Annotated in this window: 13 protein-coding genes; 6 read left to right on the top strand and 7 right to left on the bottom strand. The window is 49.3% G+C overall.

Going from position 1 to position 17458, the window contains the following annotated elements; all coding sequences use genetic code 11:
• Positions 1-80: 80 nt before the first annotated feature.
• The 6 genes from JUB14_RS10425 (at position 81) to JUB14_RS10400 (ending at position 6248) form a co-directional block, all read left to right on the top strand.
• Entirely contained in the window at positions 81-722 is a 642-nt protein-coding gene (locus JUB14_RS10425) for a porin family protein (protein WP_207505791.1), read from the top strand.
• Positions 723-1063: 341 nt separating this feature from the next.
• Positions 1064-1993 carry a hydrogen peroxide-inducible genes activator gene (locus JUB14_RS10420; RefSeq protein ID WP_207505790.1) on the top strand — a complete coding sequence of 310 codons (930 nt, stop codon included), beginning with the start codon at positions 1064-1066 and terminating at the stop codon, positions 1991-1993.
• A 53-nt stretch (positions 1994-2046) separates the two neighbouring features.
• Positions 2047-2889, top strand: coding sequence for a maleylpyruvate isomerase family mycothiol-dependent enzyme (locus JUB14_RS10415; RefSeq protein ID WP_207505789.1), 843 nt, complete (start codon positions 2047-2049; stop codon positions 2887-2889).
• A 152-nt stretch (positions 2890-3041) separates the two neighbouring features.
• Positions 3042-3878: a DUF1206 domain-containing protein gene (locus tag JUB14_RS10410; protein WP_207505788.1), complete on the top strand. Its 837-nt coding sequence runs from the start codon at positions 3042-3044 to the stop codon at positions 3876-3878.
• A gap of 156 nt (positions 3879-4034) precedes the next feature.
• A complete protein-coding gene (locus JUB14_RS10405; RefSeq protein WP_207505787.1) occupies positions 4035-4868 on the top strand; it encodes a DUF1206 domain-containing protein in 834 nt (277 codons plus the stop codon).
• Positions 4869-5012: 144 nt separating this feature from the next.
• Complete coding sequence (locus tag JUB14_RS10400) at positions 5013-6248, top strand: DEAD/DEAH box helicase (protein WP_207505786.1); 1236 nt, start codon at positions 5013-5015, stop codon at positions 6246-6248.
• Between the two features lie 6 nt (positions 6249-6254).
• Here the strand turns inward: JUB14_RS10400 and rfbD are convergent, their stop codons facing one another.
• The 7 genes from rfbD to JUB14_RS10365 all read right to left on the bottom strand — a co-directional run bounded on the left by rfbD (position 6255) and on the right by JUB14_RS10365 (position 17400).
• Positions 6255-8441, bottom strand: coding sequence for a dTDP-4-dehydrorhamnose reductase (gene rfbD / locus JUB14_RS10395; protein WP_207505785.1), 2187 nt, complete (start codon positions 8439-8441; stop codon positions 6255-6257).
• A complete protein-coding gene (locus tag JUB14_RS10390; RefSeq protein ID WP_229367620.1) occupies positions 8442-9392 on the bottom strand; it encodes a glycosyltransferase in 951 nt (316 codons plus the stop codon).
• 603 nt (positions 9393-9995) lie between these two features.
• On the bottom strand, positions 9996-12101 hold the full coding sequence (locus JUB14_RS10385) for a Tex family protein (protein ID WP_207505784.1): 2106 nt from the start codon (positions 12099-12101) through the stop codon (positions 9996-9998).
• A 215-nt stretch (positions 12102-12316) separates the two neighbouring features.
• Positions 12317-13045, bottom strand: coding sequence for a YqjF family protein (locus JUB14_RS10380; RefSeq protein WP_207505783.1), 729 nt, complete (start codon positions 13043-13045; stop codon positions 12317-12319).
• Between the two features lie 124 nt (positions 13046-13169).
• Positions 13170-14210, bottom strand: coding sequence for a hypothetical protein (locus tag JUB14_RS10375; RefSeq protein WP_207505782.1), 1041 nt, complete (start codon positions 14208-14210; stop codon positions 13170-13172).
• A 99-nt stretch (positions 14211-14309) separates the two neighbouring features.
• Positions 14310-14756 carry an SgcJ/EcaC family oxidoreductase gene (locus tag JUB14_RS10370; RefSeq protein ID WP_207505781.1) on the bottom strand — a complete coding sequence of 149 codons (447 nt, stop codon included), beginning with the start codon at positions 14754-14756 and terminating at the stop codon, positions 14310-14312.
• Positions 14757-14895: 139 nt separating this feature from the next.
• Complete coding sequence (locus JUB14_RS10365; RefSeq protein ID WP_207505780.1) at positions 14896-17400, bottom strand: zinc-dependent metalloprotease; 2505 nt, start codon at positions 17398-17400, stop codon at positions 14896-14898.
• Positions 17401-17458: the final 58 nt, after the last annotated feature.

Genomic DNA, 17458 nt, shown 5'->3' with positions numbered 1-17458 from the left:
CCATTTTTTATTCACTTAAACATACACTCAGAGATTTGAAAACAACAGTTCATTTCCAATTAACTCATCCTAAAAAAGCTATGAAGAAAATCATCTTATTATCTACCGCTGTTCTGTTCTTTGCGGCTCAGGCTATAGCACAGGAAAACATTTCCATTGGACCCATGGTGGGAGTATCAATATCCAATTTTCGGGGAGACATTGCCAATAACGACTGGAAGCCAGGTGCAACAGTAGGTGGTTTCTTTAACTACAGCGCCGAGAGCGGATTCGGCTTCACTGGTAACCTGCTTTATACCCAACTAGGAGCCAAAACCAACAACAAGTCGAATGAGATTAATATGAACTACATTCAGGTACCTTTGCTCCTAACCTACTACCTGGGCGAACGAGGCAATTCAGTACGACCTAAGTTGTTTATAGGGCCTAACCTTAACTTCCTGGTAGGTGTCAAAGATGTTGATGGAAATAATCTGAATGGTGACGCTAACAACCGGGTGTACAATGGTTTTGACCTAGGTGCCACACTCGGTGCCGGATTGAATGTACGCGTTGGCCAGAAGCTATGGCTAAACACTGATGTACGCTACGGACTTGGTTTCCTTGATATTTCAAAGATCGATTCCCGCGTTTGGAAAAATCAGAACTGGGGGATAAATCTAGGACTCAGCTTCCCATTCGGTACATATAATTCACGTTCGGGATCTCTGGAGACCAGATAATATTGCTGGCATAGGAAATTAGATATGTTCAATATATAAACAACAAGAAAGGCACCTGCGATGCAGGTGCCTTTCTTGTTGGGAACAGTCTCTCTAAATCAATCAGATGGAGCTTTCTCAATAACTCTTCTTAAAAAATAAAAAGGGCACCCGTAAAACAGGTACCCTTTTTCATTATCCGTTCTATTATCATGTATCAAGCGTAAGTATCATTAGCCCGGTGCTCTGATTACTCTATCGGTGAGGTTTATAATTACCGGTTATATGTACAATATTACTCCACTAAATCCTATAATTCAAACTGATATTTTCTATATTTACATAGACACTATCTATAATCAATGAATATACAGCAGTTAGAATACATTATTGCCGTGGACCAGCTACGCCATTTTGTGCAGGCGGCTGATCAGTGCTGTGTGACACAGCCTACCCTATCTATGATGATCAAAAAGCTGGAAGACGAGCTGAACATAAAAATCTTTGACCGGACCAAGCAGCCCATTGTACCTACGGCCATTGGCAGGCAGATCATTGACCAGGCCCGGGTAGTACTGCGGGAGGCAGGAAGACTTACTGAGATGGCTCAACACTATAACGGTGACCTGTCGGGGGAGCTGCGGGTAGGTATTATCCCCACTATTGCTCCTTACCTGCTGCCGCTATTTGTAAATACATTCACGGAAAGCTACCCCCAGATTCGTCTCCAGGTATTTGAGATGATCACCGAAAAGATCCTGGCGGAACTGAAACATGGCAATATAGACGTGGGTTTGGTAGCAACCAGCTCCGACGACAGTTCACTGAGCGAAACCCTGCTGTACCACGAGCGATTCTATGTATATGCTTCAGGTACCTCCGAACTCTACCGCATGAAGTACATACTTCCCGAAGCCATTGACCCGAGGGAGTTATGGCTGCTGGAAGAAGGCCACTGCTTTCGTACCCAGATTCAGAAACTGTGCGAGCTACGACGCAACAGCCAGTCGCAAAGCTTCCAGTACCGGTCAGGTAGCATCGAAACGCTCATCCGGATGGTGGACCGCAGTGGAGGGATCACGATCTTACCCGAGATGGCCATGATGGAACTTCCGGCCGACCGCCAGCCCAACATACGTCATTTTCAGGCTCCCGTACCAGCCCGGCAAGTATGTCTGGTAGTGAATCGTGAACAGGTAAAAAGCCATCTGATTGAGGCACTACGTAGTACCATCATTGAAATTATTCCTGATTCATTACGTACTCAGGCTGATGACGTAGCGGTACTTTGATCGTATGCCATTAGATTTGCCTAATCTACTATAACACACTTATACACTACTCTATGCCTACCCTATCCCAAGTCCCCATTTCCACCGTTCATCTTTTTCCACAACTTGACCGGCTACTGATCAAGCTTTTAAGGTCCCTTACTCCCGAAGAGTGGGCGGAGCCAACCATTGCCCGACTTTGGAAAGTGAAGGACATAGCGGCTCACCTGCTGGACGGGAACATCCGTATGCTATCTATGTCGAGGGACGGTTTCTTTGGGGAGCAGCCGGATGCTATCAACTCCTACCAGGATCTGGTCAACTACCTCAACCAGTTGAATGCAGACTGGGTAAAAGCTACCCGACGTATGAGTCCACCCGTATTAGTTGAACTGCTGGAACTGACCGGACAGCAATGCTCCGAGTACCTCACTACCCTGGACCTGATGGCTCCGGCCTTGTTTTCGGTAGCCTGGGCGGGCGAGCAGCAATCCGCCAACTGGTTTCATGTAGCGAGGGAGTATACCGAGAAGTGGCACCACCAGCAGCAGATCCGGGAGGCAGTAGGCAAGCCCGGCCTCATGACGCGCGAGCTATTCTATCCGTTCATAGATACCTTCATGCGTGGTCTTCCCCATGCCTACCGTGATACTACCGCCGCCCCGGGCACTACTATTAAGGTCACTATTACGACTGACATCGGGGGCGACTGGTACCTGGTACGTACTGATGATCAATGGCAGCTTCGTAATGAGGCTACAACTACCCCGGAGGCAGAAGTAGATATCGCACCAGAGATAGCCTGGAAGCTCTTTACCAAAGGTTTATCCCCCGATAAAGCCCGAGCTCAGATTGACATCAAAGGAGATGAAGCACTAGGCGAAACAGTACTTTCTATGGTAGCGGTCATGGCCTGATAGGCTTACCGACTTTACCCTGACCCCAATATTACTGATATCTACCCGAAACAAATCTGCTTATACAATTGTACATACCTCAGTAGTTCAGGCATAAAGGTGATCTAATATCCTGACCTTGTGCCTGAATTAACACCCGTAACAACCACACCATGTCGACTGAGTCCGAGAAGCTGATAAACAGGGATCTGCTCATAAAACGAACGGCCCAGATCGGACTCATTGCCAATGGGATCGTTTACTCACTGATAGGGCTGATTACCTTTGGCGCCGCGTTCGAATTCAGCTACCGGCAGGGAGGGCGTTTTGAGGTATTGGACTGGCTGTACCAGCTCCCCTACGGTGAAGCCATTCTGAGCATAGTCACAGTAGGGCTCCTCTGCTACGCAGCCTGGCGATTTATACAAGGCGTGATGGACACCGAAAAAAACGGAAAAACCCTGATAGGGATAGCTAACCGGATAGGTTATCTGTTTACCGGCTTTGTGTACATCGCGTTTGCCTACCACGCCATTAAGCTTACCGCCGGAATTACCATTGATAAAAATGACGAGATATCCAGGCAAACAGTAGTCGAAGCTCTGCTCATGCACCCCTACGGCCGATGGATGGTAGGGGCCATTGCTGTGGCTACTATGAGTATTGGCGTGTTTCAGGCCTACCACGCCCTATCAGGTGGTTACCGAAATCATGTGGAGGAATGTAAGTTACGGGAGGAGAACAAAATAATCCTGATCAAAACCGGCTACTGGGGCTTTCTGGCCGTGGGAGTAGTGTGGCTGATTCTGGGGTATATGTTGCTAAGAGCGGCTATCTACTTCAATCCCACCGAAGCCGGTGACGATACTTCAGCCTTTTATTTCATGGAATACTTCTTTGGCCCAAAGCTGGGTTCGGCCATCTTAGGACTGGTGGCAGCGGGTCTGCTTTGCTTTGGACTCTTCAACTTCGTGAGGGCTCAGTACGAGTACATCAAGACGCCGGATTAGTCCCACTTCAGTATCGTCTTTTTTTGTGAACTGCTACCACTTGATCTGCTTGCTTAGCTAGTTGTGAAGTGACTGCTGGTATAATTTTGGTATAGTTGTGAATAGGAGCTTACAAAGTACTTATAACTATACTATCACTTACTCACATACACAACCATGGCATACACATTAACGCACAGATCGCAGGATAAGTGGATTGAGACAGCCGCCCGTGTAGGTCTTACCGCTAAGGGAGTTGTATACTCATTAGTTGGTATTCTGACCTTTGCCGCGGCGTTTGAACTGGGAGGCAGCAGCGGTAGCAGTAGCAGCCAGGGAAGCAAAATGCAGATATTACAGTGGATTCAGAACCAGCCGTTTGGACAGATCCTACTCGGACTCATCGCCTTCGGATTGCTTTGTTACGCTATATGGCGTATCATTGAAGCAGTAAGAGACACTGAGCGTAAAGGAGATGATTCCAAGGGACTGGCCATACGAGCAGCTTTCTTTACCAGTGGACTTTTATACGGAGCACTGGCCTTTTTTGCAGGGCGAATGCTATTTGGAAACAGTGGCGGATCAGGAGGTAACAGCCGCCAGACCCTGGTTCAGAAACTACTCGAACAGCCCTTTGGACAATGGCTGGTGGGTATTGTAGCCCTTGTTATCATTGGCATTGGCCTCTACCAGATCTACCGTGCCATATCCGGCAAGTACCGCGAAAAAGTACAGCGAGCCCGGCTGGATAGTGAGGTGAAGGAAACACTCATCAAAACGGGTAAAGCCGGATATATAGCCCGCGGAATCGTGTGGTCTATCATTGGATACCTGTTCCTGCAGGCTGCCATGCAGTCTGATTCCAGCGAAGTAGGTGGCACCAGCTCAGCTTTTAGTTTCCTCGAAAAAAACTATGGTTCCTGGATATTGGGTGTTGTGGCATTAGGCCTTCTTTGCTACGGTATATTCATGTTCCTGCGAGCCCGTTATCAACCCATCCATACACGCTAGTACATACTAGTTTCTAAGGTTGTTCTTCCCCTGCCCCCAATGGTGGCAGGGGTTCTTTTTTATTCACCAGTACTGCCTGTTACCTCTATTACCCGTACTTACTGCTGAATAAGGTATATTTGTGGACTACGAACAAAGCAGAGTATGAAATTTGAAGAATACCGTATCGCGCCGGAGATCAAGCGCAGCCTCGAAAAGCTTGGCTTCAAGCGCCCTACCGATATACAGTATAAGTCCATACCGCCGATTCTGAAAGGAGAAGATGTACTGGCTATTGCCCAGACCGGTACGGGCAAGACGGCCGCTTTTGCTATACCGGTTCTCCAGCTACTCCACGAACGTAAAAATGCCGGTCGTGCCGACGGGGTCAAATGCCTGGTAATGGTACCTACGCGTGAGCTGGCGGTACAGATTACGGAAGTATTTGAGCAGTTGGGGAAATACACAAAGGTAAAGACCTACAGCATACACGGAGGTGTGGAACAAGACCCCCAGATTGCCCGTCTTGAGAAAGGCATAGATATACTGGTAGCCACTCCGGGCCGTATGTTTGATCTGGTAAGTCAGGGGCACCTGCGCCTGGAACGGGTAGAAGTCCTCATCCTGGACGAGGCGGACCACATGCTGGACCTGGGCTTTATTAAAGATATACAGGACCTGATCAAGCGCCTGCCCCGCAAGCGTCAGACGCTCTTCTTTTCGGCCACAATTGACGAAAAAATCAAGAAGCTGGCTTATTCACTAGTGCATAGTCATGCTATCCGGATACAGATTTCACCGGAAAATCGAGTAGCCAGAAACGTTAATCATTCAGTAGCCTTCATTGCCATGGATGATAAGCGATTCTTTCTCGAACGTATCGTAAATCAAAATCCAGAGAGTAAGATACTGGTATTTGTAAGGACCAAGGTCCGGGCCGAACGGGTAGCGAAGGCGCTTGAGCGAATGGGCATTACCAGCCAGACCATCCATGGGGATAAAGAGCAGCAGGACCGTACTACTGCAATGAACCAGTTCCGGACGGGGGAGGTAAAGATACTGATCGCTACCGACGTCAGCGCCCGGGGAATCGATATTCCACTGGTCGACTTTGTAGTCAACTATGACCTGCCCGAACAACCCGAAAACTACGTTCACCGCGTAGGTCGTACCGGTCGGGGTACCCAGAAAGGACAGGCGGTTTCATTCTGTAGTGAAGAAGAAAAAGAGCAGTTGAAGGAAATAGAAGACTACCTGGGTAAGCCGGTTAACATCCTGGAAATAAATAAGGAAATATACACCGAAACCATCGAGTTTACGAGTGATACCAACTACGACCTCAAAGCCCTGATGCGGGAAGCGGAGGAATTTGAAAACCGGAAGAAGAAAAAGAAAAAGTAGTTGTACTTACTTCAAAGTCTGCAGTGAATAGGCGTTGGCTTCATAGAAAAACCGATCCAAAGCATTATCAAGAGAGGGGAGCTGGGCTCCCTTTTCGCTTTTAAGGACACTGTACTGTGGTCGGGGTGCGATCCACTGCATCTGGCTTTGAGGCACGGCTCTGATGAGCGAACTATCCTCTCCTATGCGCTCAGCTACCTGCCGGGCCAGATCCGCCCAGGTAGACTGTCCGGTGTTGCTCAGGTGCCATATACCTTCCTCGTCATCCTGCATCAGATCCAGGCTCATATTCACCAGATCGGGTACATACGTAGGCGAAATAAATACATCTCCGGCTGCCACCATTTCTTCTCCCTTTTGTAGCTGATTCAGGACCTGCACCACAAAATTTGACTGATCCCACGGCCCAAAAAACTGGCTGGTGCGGACAATGAGGGAACTGGGGTTATGAGCCAGCAGATTTTGCTCAGCCAGTACTTTGCTTCGGCCGTACACGCTCAGAGGAGCTACGCGATCACTTTCCACATAGGGCTGTCTCTTCTCCCCGTCAAATACCAGATCGGTTGAGAAGCTGAGCAGCTTAATACCCCTCCGCTCACAAAGCTGAGCCAGGTAAGCCGGTCCGGTAGCGTTACAACCAATGCAGTTGTCCTCGTCGGTTTCTGCCTCATCTACCTTCACATAGCCAGTCGCGTTGACAATAGCCCAGGGATTCAGCTCATCAACTATTCTTTCTACCTGAGTTTGATTGGTGATATCCAGCTGACAGCGGTCAAAGTTCCGGTAGTTGAGCCCCCTAAGGTCACAGATGCGGGCAAAGGCCGTACCCAAAGTACCTGTTTTGCCAAGTATCAATAATGGTCGGGTAAAGGCATTTGTTGTTTGGGACGAACGATTCATACCGGACTCCGCGGGATAAAGTATTCTTCTGTCACACTGCCACCAGCCTTTGCCTTCTATCATTGGATGATCGAACGTCTGCTGCCGCGTGAGCGACTTGATAAGCCGGGTCAGAGCCGTTGGCTGTAGCTGGTTATTAGCGATCTTGAATACACCCGGCTCATAGATACCATAGGGCTCGGTCAGCAGCCGGTCCCAGCCAAATGATCCGAATAAGGCCCAGGCAGTTATGGCTCTCACATCTACCCCGTCCTTTTTTAGCTTATTGGCTGTCTGCCATATACCATAGAACCATCTCACCTGCTCTTCGCGGGTACAATGCAGATGTACTTCGGTAATAGCCAGGGGTATCCGGTACTGGTTCCATATTTCACTGACCAGCTCATAGGGCCCCGTGGGTTCATCCAGTTGTACCCTCACGGCCTCTACATCGACATAGTTGTGCCTGCCGTTGCCTCCGTGGGTATAGGCCGGATATACTTCCAGGTTTTCATCCAGGTACCGTTCCGAGGTGGCGTAGTAGTTAAGCCCCAGCATATCCGGTGGACAAGGATGGTTCAGGAAATAGTAGAGATCCTCCTCGTTAATGCCGGATTTGAGTATAAATTCCCAAAGGGGATGTTCAATAGAAACCCTCCCCATAAGCAGGTCATAGGAGAGCCACCTCCGCCAGTTTTCAAATTCGGCCTGGTAGCGCAGCATCGGGGTACTGTAAATCTTACCCAGATCCTCGGTCTGGATCAACTGGGCCGCCGGGTTGACTTCACGAATGGCCTGCATAGCCATACACGTAGCTTTACATTCGCTCAGAAGTACTTTCAGAAAATGGTAATCATCACGCCCGTGGGGGTACCACAGACCGTATAAACCACAAAAACGAGCCGTAGTGAGCGGCTCATTTACAGGCGTATAATAGGTTACCCAGGGAAACTGCTGAGCAATCTGACGTGCATATATGGCCAGTCCCTGCTCAAAACTTCCGTCAAAAAAATTAACGTAAGAGGGGCCGCTTCCGTGGTGTACCAGCCCCACTATGGGTTCTACATCCTTTTCTTTTAGCTTATTGAGACTCAGCTCCGCATAGCTCCAGTCGGGACAAGTATCAGTAGTAGGCTTATGTTTTTCCCATAATACAGGAAAGCGTATAGCCTGAATACCAAGGTCTGCCACCTGATCCAGATCGGTAGGACGATTGTAATGACCAGCGTATTCCAGCTGATCAAAATACTGATTATGTACGCGGTTGATCGTACATTCGATGCCGCCCCAGATATGTAAAGTGTGGTGCTTCACTCAGTATGGTCCTTTTTTTCCAAAACATTCCCTGATTCTGCTGATCATTGATTCAACAGTGGCATCCCAGGAATTTTCGGCCAAAAAGCAATCCACTTTTTTTAACCAGTTGTCCTTATCCATTGAACTACTAAATAATATCTCTTCGGCCGCGGCTATGAATTCATCCGAATCCTTTACAATATGTACCAGTCCTTCCTCACCATACGGATTGATGACATCCTGAATAGGTGTAGAAATAACCGGAATACCAGCGCTCAGGTACTCTGGAGTCTTGGTCGGACTGATAAAACGAGTCGATTCGTTGAGTTGGAAGGGTACCAGGGCTATGTCCCAGCCTGCCAGATACTCGGGAAGCTCCTCGTATCCTTTTCCTCCCAGGTAGTGAATATTGTCCAGGCGGGGCAGCGAGGCCGGATCTATTTTTACCACCGGGCCTATCATCACCATCTGCCACTCGGGGCGCTTACGGGCCACCTGCTCGATCAGATCGATGTCAAAGCGCTCGTCGATCACACCATAGAATCCCATACGCGGATGGGGAATAGCTACCTGATCCCAGGGCTCACTTACCTGTCCCCGAGCTTTGGAAAAGTGTACCTTATCAATACTACTCGGGAAGGGATAAATCGTATGATGCTTGTCTTTCTTGGCTTTGTATAGTGAATGACCTCCCGTGAATACAATATCAGATCTTTTCAACAGCTCTTTTTCCAGGATCTGAAGCTGCGTAGGAGCAAACTTGAATGCCGACAGCTCATCCATGCAGTCGTAGAGTGTCATGGCGGGTACGTAGTGATGGCTAAACGTAAGCGCCATAGGTGTATAGTACCAGAATGCGTAGTCAGTCAGGTCTTTCTCGGCCAAGAACTTATCCAGTAGCGTAGCCTGCGCCTTTACAACTTGATCTTCGCTCATACCCGGCACCAGATGCGGTACTACTATGGTCAAGTTCGCCAATTTTTGTGTAAAGCTCAGATATGGAGAGTCCGCATCGAATATAGGCTCTTCAATGAAATGAATAGTAAAATGCTGGCAGAATCGGGTAAGTAGGTGCTGGGGTCTCTGAAAAACAAAATCCCATCTTAGGTGCGAAAAACAAACTAAATTTTTTGGTAGCTGTACCTCCTTCTTTTTCTTGCTCACAGTCTCACTGATACCGTAACCAATTTTATCATGTTGAATCATCATACGTTGTTTCTCCTGGTTAAATTTTTCAATCATAGTATTAAAGGTATGCCAGTTAGTGTGAGAATCGAAAGGTATAACCACAACGTATACCTACCCATGTTACTCTAAGTAACCTTTGCAATTATCAAGTAACTAATTTGCATTTGCTCTAATAGTAACCAGACTTGTAGAATTAAGTTTGGAGAAGTGACGTATGTACAAAAGGATACATAGTCAGAACCGGCTCATGCTGATAATGATGCCCATGATGTAGCTGCTACTACACAACAAGAAGCTTAGCTAAGTACACTCTGAATCAGGAGCGAAAGCCAATAAAAAAGCGGAAAGAGTCGCCTCCTTCCGCTTTTTTATTTTTGATCGTGTTTATAACTTCATACTTAGCGCGATACGCTTTCGTGCCAGGTCTACCTCTACCACCTTTACTGTAACGACCTGTTGTAGCTTTACTACCTCATTGGGGTCTTTGATGAAGCGATTGGCCATTTGGGAAACATGTACTAATCCATCCTGCTTTACCCCTACATCCACAAAAGCGCCAAATGCAGTAATATTAGTCACAATACCCGGCAGTACCATGCCTTCGCGCAGGTCCTCGACCTTCCGGACACTCTTTTCAAACTCAAACTGCTGCATGGGCGGGCGCGGGTCACGCGATGGTTTCTCCAGCTCTTTTAGGATATCCTGCAGGGTAGGCAACCCTACTAAGTCGCTCACATAGCGCTTCAGGTCTATCTGCTTGCGCAGTTCGGACTTCTGCATCAGGTCGGCCACGGTAGCACCCAGGTCACGCGCCATCCGTTCTACGATCTCGTACCGTTCGGGATGCACCGCGCTATTGTCGAGCGGATTTTTAGGATTATCTATACGGAGGAATCCGGCACTCTGCTCAAAGGCTTTGGCGCCCAGACGAGGTACCTTCAGGAGTTGCTGCCGCGTCTTGAAGTTACCATTGGCGGCGCGGTAGTCCACAATGTTCTGAGCCAGGGCCGGGCCCAGTCCGGATACGTAACGGAGCAGGTGTTTGCTGGCGGTGTTGAGATTTACCCCCACCTGGTTTACACAGCTTTCCACAACTGTATCAAGCGCACCTTTGAGCGCCCCCTGATCTACATCATGTTGGTACTGTCCTACCCCAATAGATTTTGGATCAATCTTCACCAGCTCAGCCAGTGGGTCCATGAGCCGGCGGCCGATGGATATGGCTCCCCGCACGGTTACGTCCTTCTGCGGAAACTCCTCGCGGGCTACTTCCGAAGCCGAGTAAATAGATGCTCCCTGCTCGCTCACCATGAATATACCGCCCTGTACATCGGGTAGTACCTTCTTGAGGAAGTCTTCGGTTTCGCGGCCGGCGGTACCGTTACCCACGGCATAGGCTTCGATCTTATACTTATCGGCCAGGGTACGGATGGTATTTTGTGCTTCTACGGGTTTGTCAAATGGATAAATAACGGTATCCGTTACCAGTGAACCCCGCTCGTCCAGGACTACGGTTTTACAGCCGGTACGGTAGCCGGGATCAACGGCCAGTACCCGCTTTTGTCCCAGGGGCGACGCCAGCAGGAGCTGACGCAGGTTTTCCGTGAATATCTGGATGGCGTACTGGTCAGCTTTCTCTTTGGAGAGCTTCGAGAACTCCGTCTCTATACTTGGCTTCAGCAGACGCTTGTAGCTGTCCTTCACCGCCAGCTCAATCTGTCCCTGACTCCCCGACAGTCCCCGCACAAACTGGCGGTTGAGGTGGGTAATGGCCTGGTCTTCGTCGGGGGAAATATCCACGCTCAGGATCCCCTCCTCCTCTCCGCGGCGGATGGCCAGCAGACGGTGCGAAGGTATCTTCGAAAGCGGCTCCGAGAAGTCGAAGTAGTCGCGGTACTTGGCGCCTTCCTCCTCTTTTTTCTTCTTGACTTTGGAGGTCACAATGGCTCCACGCTCGAAGGTGGTGCGAACCTTATTACGGGCGTCGGTATTCTCACTAATCCACTCGGCCATGATATCGCGGGCACCCTGCAGGGCCTCCTCCACGTTGGCAACCTGACTATTCAGGAAGGCCACTGCCTTGCGCTCCGCATCGGCTTCCTTCCCGCCAAACAGCGCCTGCGCCAGGGGCTCCAGCCCCTTCTCGATGGCCATGGTAGCCCGCGTCTTGCGCTTTTGCTTGTAGGGCAGGTACAGATCCTCCAATTCAATCAGCGTAAATACACTTTCAATCTGCTTGCGGAGCTGTGGAGTCAGTTTGCCCTGCTCGTCTATGCTTTTCAGGATGGCTTCGCGGCGCTTCTCTACTTCCTGCTGCTTCTGGTAAACATCTTTGATAGCTCCGATCAGTACCTCGTCCAGTCCGCCGGTAGCTTCTTTGCGGTAGCGGGAGATAAAGGGTACCGTGGCTCCTTCATCCAGTAGTTGTATGGTATTGCGTACCTGACGTTCCGAAACGCCCGTCTGGGTAGCTATAAGAGGGTAATTCATTTTTAGTAGCTTTTAGGGATTAGTTTTTAGGTGTTAGCTTTTCCACTTCCACTTTTTGATACTTTCAGGAACAGCAATAAGCAGAAGCAGGCGGAGCTTTACTAGCTAATCTTAGTATTAATGGGCTACAAAAAAAGGGAGAGAAACGGTACCGAACAAGTGGAACCGGAGGTACCTGTATGGGATATACAGGGCGTCAAAGGATTGAGAGAAGATTAATTTATCGGAGAAGGTCTTCGCATGATAATGTCCGAGCCCCGGGCCAGCATCACCGAGTGGGGCGACTTCAGTAAGTACGGTTCAAACTCATTGCCGTAAACATCCGCTATTTTACAGTTAAACTCCCACTGCCGGATCGGGTACACCTTCCAGTACGGATGCTCCACCTCGTACTCCACGGTAGTACGCTCGGTGTACTTGTTATAGCCCCGGTAGTTGATCATGAAGAATTCCTCTTCGCTGCCGGGCGTGATTTCCTGCGCCGTCAGGTCAGCCTGCACCGCCATCCGGTTCCAGCCCGCATCCGACTCCCATTCGTAGTTGACACCCAATGAGTCAGTATCCTCAATGATGGCGTGGCGCACGGGCATGTAGGTGTAGTTTTCGTGCAGGAGCGTGTTAGCCACCAGGGTTAACGTAGGTCGGGGTACTATCTGGGATATAAATACTACGCCGCGTTTCCACTGCTTTCCGTCAAAGTACCTGACATAGAAGCGGAGGTTGATCTCCTCAAAGTTGACGTGCAGCGGCCACTTGATGCCCAGCACCTTGATGTTATTAAACTGGAAGCCCACTACACTAACCAGCGTCTTGCCTTGCCAGGTTTCGATCTGGGTGTCCCGGGGGAGATACGGCAGCAGAAGGACCGGATCAACCTCATAGTTAAGAAACAGCAGGTAATCCCAGCGTGCCGAAATGACTACGCTATTTTTATCCTCTCCCATGTCTGAACAGCTTTTGTTTTAGATCCGTATCTATATGAAGCAACAGGAAACGTATAGCCCTGTTACTTCATATACCACCCTAACAAAGAATTGTTAACCGGGTTTGGGATAAACAAGAGTACTCTTATTTCAACCGATCCAAAAACTTTTGCTTTAGCCTGAACTCTTCTATCATCTCATAGCTCATTCGATAGCTCAGACCCAGCTCAAACATCCCACCGGTAGCTTCCTTCAGCGACAGGAATAGCTGCCTTACCCCAACATGAAGGTTGAGATTATGATTAAAAATGCTTGGAGCCCCGTAGTTGTAGAAGATTTTATCCTTACCTAACTTAATAGGGTAGTTTACAACCAGCCCCGGGCTCCAGCCGGTTAGTTGTACCCAGTCCGGGTCATTTCCACCCTTATTTTCGGTAATATTCTGTACGGCCGTTCCAAGCTCAAGCTGAGCATTCACTTTATTAAACCATTTCCCGAATACTAACCCAATTACAGCGGTGGGGGGAGCCGGAAACTGGTTTCTATTCACATAAATAGGATACACCTGCTTGAATTTGTTCCCATATATACTCATAGTAAGGCCGTACATGAGCAGGTTCTTTGCCGTATAGGTAACATCTACTTTCATTCCTCCACCAGGACGTAAATACAATGACGGATTACCCAGAAACTGATTGTATACCCCTCCAAAAAGTACTTCCATGCGTTGATTGGACTTTTTGATGTATTCAAAATCATCAAGCTTAGCTTCATTGTACAAATACGGTTGGATCATCGCCAGTCGGCTATTCGTCATTTGATAAGAAGGAAACGTTAGCTTCATGAAGTACAGCGAAGGTTGCGGAGTACCATTAACAACCTGAGGGCTAAACCGGGGTAGCGTCAGGGTTCTGTTCTTCAGACTATCCACAATATCTTTGTCATTGATGCCATTTACTTCCTCTAAGGCCAGAGCTCCCGATTCATCAATCTGATAGATAAATTCCAGTTCAACATCTTTCAGCCTTTGCCGCTGCTCCTTGGTGAAGTCAATGCGATAGTAATGTAGGGCCAAAGCATTAAGTCCACCTTTAGGAGAAACATTCTGATTTAGTGAGTCTGAGGTCTGGGCTCTAGCCTGTGTAGCAACAAAAAGAAGAATTAATAGCAGATAGAGGTTCTTCATAAGTACTTAGTTCTGGTATACGCACTAAAAAAGTACTCCCTTGTGAGAAGAGTACCAGTGATTACTAGCGCAAAGTTTATAGCAAAATAAGTGCCTGTTTTACCGTGACCCACTAGGCAGCATATTCCGGATGGCGGTGATTTTCCAGTTACCTTTCTGACTAACCACTACAAAGGTACTCCACATCTGTCGGGCAGTACCATCCGGGTTCTGAATCGTATACCGGGCATCCACTACGGCAGTTTCGGGGTTCAGGAACCGTATCTTTTTTACGTTCAGCGTTCGGGTTCCCGGATTAGTCTCTGTACTGCGAGCCATGCCGGTCATGGCCCCTTTCATTCCCTCCCGCCACTCACCCGAAGACACCAGTTGATCTATGTCGGGAGTTAAAATACTTCTTAGAAGTACCGTATCCTGTGTTTCACGGGCCTTAGAGTAATTATCGATTAGCATATGGATTGCCTGCTCTGCTTTTTTAGTGCCCTGACCATGTACAGAAGTGACTACTAGTACCATAAGCAACACGGGAAGGAAGAAGCTTTTCATAATGTGGTAGTTTTTGGTTGAAGTATAAATAAAACTAGGCCGCTATTCATACTTTATACAAAGTACTATTATTCCGAATAAACTCAACCAGTCAGCAGATGGTACAAAAAAAGCCCCTCGTGTCCGAGGGGCTTTCCAATTAACCTTTGCTTGGATCCAATATTTTGTCAATCCGCACCAGGGCATCCTGTACGTGGTACTTCGAAAGATCATCGGTGTAGCGGCTTTGGGTACTTTTCAACTGCTGTTGCAGCTTCAGGAGCTCTCCCCGCACGATTGAGCGGATATCCGACTGGCTGATTTCGACCGGTGTGCTGCTACGGCTCGTGGCCTGCTTCTCATTGAGCAGGTAGTTCATACGGTCCAGGTAGGCCTTCTGGAGGTTGCGGCGGTAGATATCTATTTTGCCACCGCTGTATGCTTCCTTCCAGATGCCACGCTGTAGCTGACGCACCATATCCAGCGCGGTGTAGGAAACACCATTCACCTCATTCTCCATTAGACGAGCCATGCGGTCAGGCGATAGCAGACTGTTGAGATGACGTACCTGCAGGCTACGGATACTCTCTACGTAGTTGGCATGGTGGATGTTGCGCGAGATCTTTGACTCGTGCAGCCACTCCGGCGACGAGAAGGCATTCGTCAGCAGCCAATCCATGGAACCCACTTGTGCTTTGGCGGCCACCGGCGTAAATATATATCCTTCCTGATTGGGCTTCAGACGTTTTTCGTGCACCCCACCCACGTTCGTCACCACGTGGCCGATGTACCGGCTCCATACACCCAGTAACTCACCGTAGAGTTCCTCCAGGTCGTCATAGTCGTTGGTTTGAGCTGCGGTCCAGTCGTATAGTTTAGGAGCTACGAGTTTCAGGTTTTTCAGGCCGTAGGTACTGGCCTGTACCACATCCGAACCGATGCCTTCGGTCTGGCTTTCGGGATCGTAGCCACCGCTGCCACTACCAAACTGGTAGATAGGGTCGCCGGTCTTTTCGTTGATCCATTTGGATAAGGTAGGTACCTCGGCCTCGGCACTCCTTGCATCCGGCAGGTACCGGTAGCCCCAGTTGATGACGTAATGATCATAGGGTCCCAACTGGCGCACAAAGCGAATGCCCTTATCACCCGGCTGTGCCACGTAGTTGTAGCGGGCATAGTCCATGATGGTGGCCGCGATGCCATACTGTTGCGTAAACTTACCCGAGCGCAGCGAGTCGGTAGGATACGCGGCGCTGGCCTTCATGTTGTGCGGCAGACCGAGCGCGTGACCTACTTCGTGCGTTATTACCTCCTTCATCATCTCCCCCAGGTCTTCGATGGGCGTGTCGAGGGTACGGGCTCCCGGATTGGCAGCTCCTGTTTCCAGCAGGTAGCGGTTGCGATACGAGCGCAGGTGATTGTGGTACCAGATGATATCACTCTCGATGATCTCACCCGAGCGTGGATCGGATACGCTGGGTCCAACGGCATTGCGGGTAGTACTGGCTACGTACCGGATTACCGAATAGCGTACATCCTCCGGACTAAAATCAGGGTCCTCTTCCGGGGTAGGTGGATCTTTGGCGATGATGGCATTCTTGAAGCCAGCCGTTTCAAAAGCCTGCTGCCACTGCTCCACCCCCGCCTTAATGTAGGGCCGTAGCTTGGCCGGAGTGGCCGGATCGAGGTAGTATACGATAGGCTTTACCGGCTCTACCAGTTCGCCCCGCTTGTAGGCTGCAATGTCTTTGGGTACCAGCTTCCAGCGGCGGATGTAGGATTTTTCATCGGCTTTGAGGGCTTCGGAGCCGTAGTCAAGCTGCCGGATGTTGAAGTACCCTACGCGGTAGTCGTTGATGCGGGGCTGCATCGGTACTTTGGGCAGCAGCACCATCGACTGGTTCATCAGCACACTGATGGCCCCCGTAGCCGAGTTGGAAGGAGGCTCGGTCGCATCGTAGGTAAAGTCCTGCTTCACCTCAATATTCAACGGGAAGCTTTTAGTACTATAAATAAAGCTACGGCTTTCGTCGAGCCGGGTCACCTTATAGTTTTTGCGCATGTCAGCATCCAGTCCGCTGAACGCTTTGACATCACTGGTAAAAAACTTCGTGACGTCGATCACATACCCGGATGAATCTTTGGAAAGCGCCGCGATATCAAACGCGTAAATGGTAGGCTGGTAGTTGTTGGCCCGCACCGACAGACTGATTGGCAGCGAGTCGGCCGCTACCGAGTTGTAAGATTTGGCTTTGAGCAGGATCTTTTCGCCAAACTTCTGCCACTCCACCATCTGCTCATTGACCGAGGACCCGGCATTTACATAGCCCCCACCCAGGCCCGAGGGCAGACTGGCAAAGCGGCTGATCCAGAGGAAATCCCGCTTGAGCAAGGAGTCAGGTATTTCGTAGTAGTATTTATCCCCTACCTTATGTACCGTGAACACTCCCTGGTCAGACTCCGCCTCTTTGGTGATGATTTCACCGTAGCTCTTCATGCCCACTTTGGCGGCGGTTTTGGGCTTTTCGCCCGCTTCAGCTTTGGCGGCAGTAGCTGCCGGTTGCTGGGTTGTTGATGAAGTTTGCGGGACTTTGGAACTCGAACAACCGGTCTGTATGACGGCCAGCAAACAGGCAAGTCCTAGTGCCTGATAACTATTTGACATTGATCGTTACGTTTAATGAAAAGAAATAGGGTAGTAAACTCTGTTTAAATATAGGGCT

The sequence above is a fragment of the Telluribacter humicola genome, assembly GCF_017355935.1.
GTDB classification, from domain to species: Bacteria; Bacteroidota; Bacteroidia; order Cytophagales; family Spirosomataceae; genus Telluribacter; species Telluribacter humicola.
This window is presented reverse-complemented; position numbering and strand designations above follow the sequence as displayed.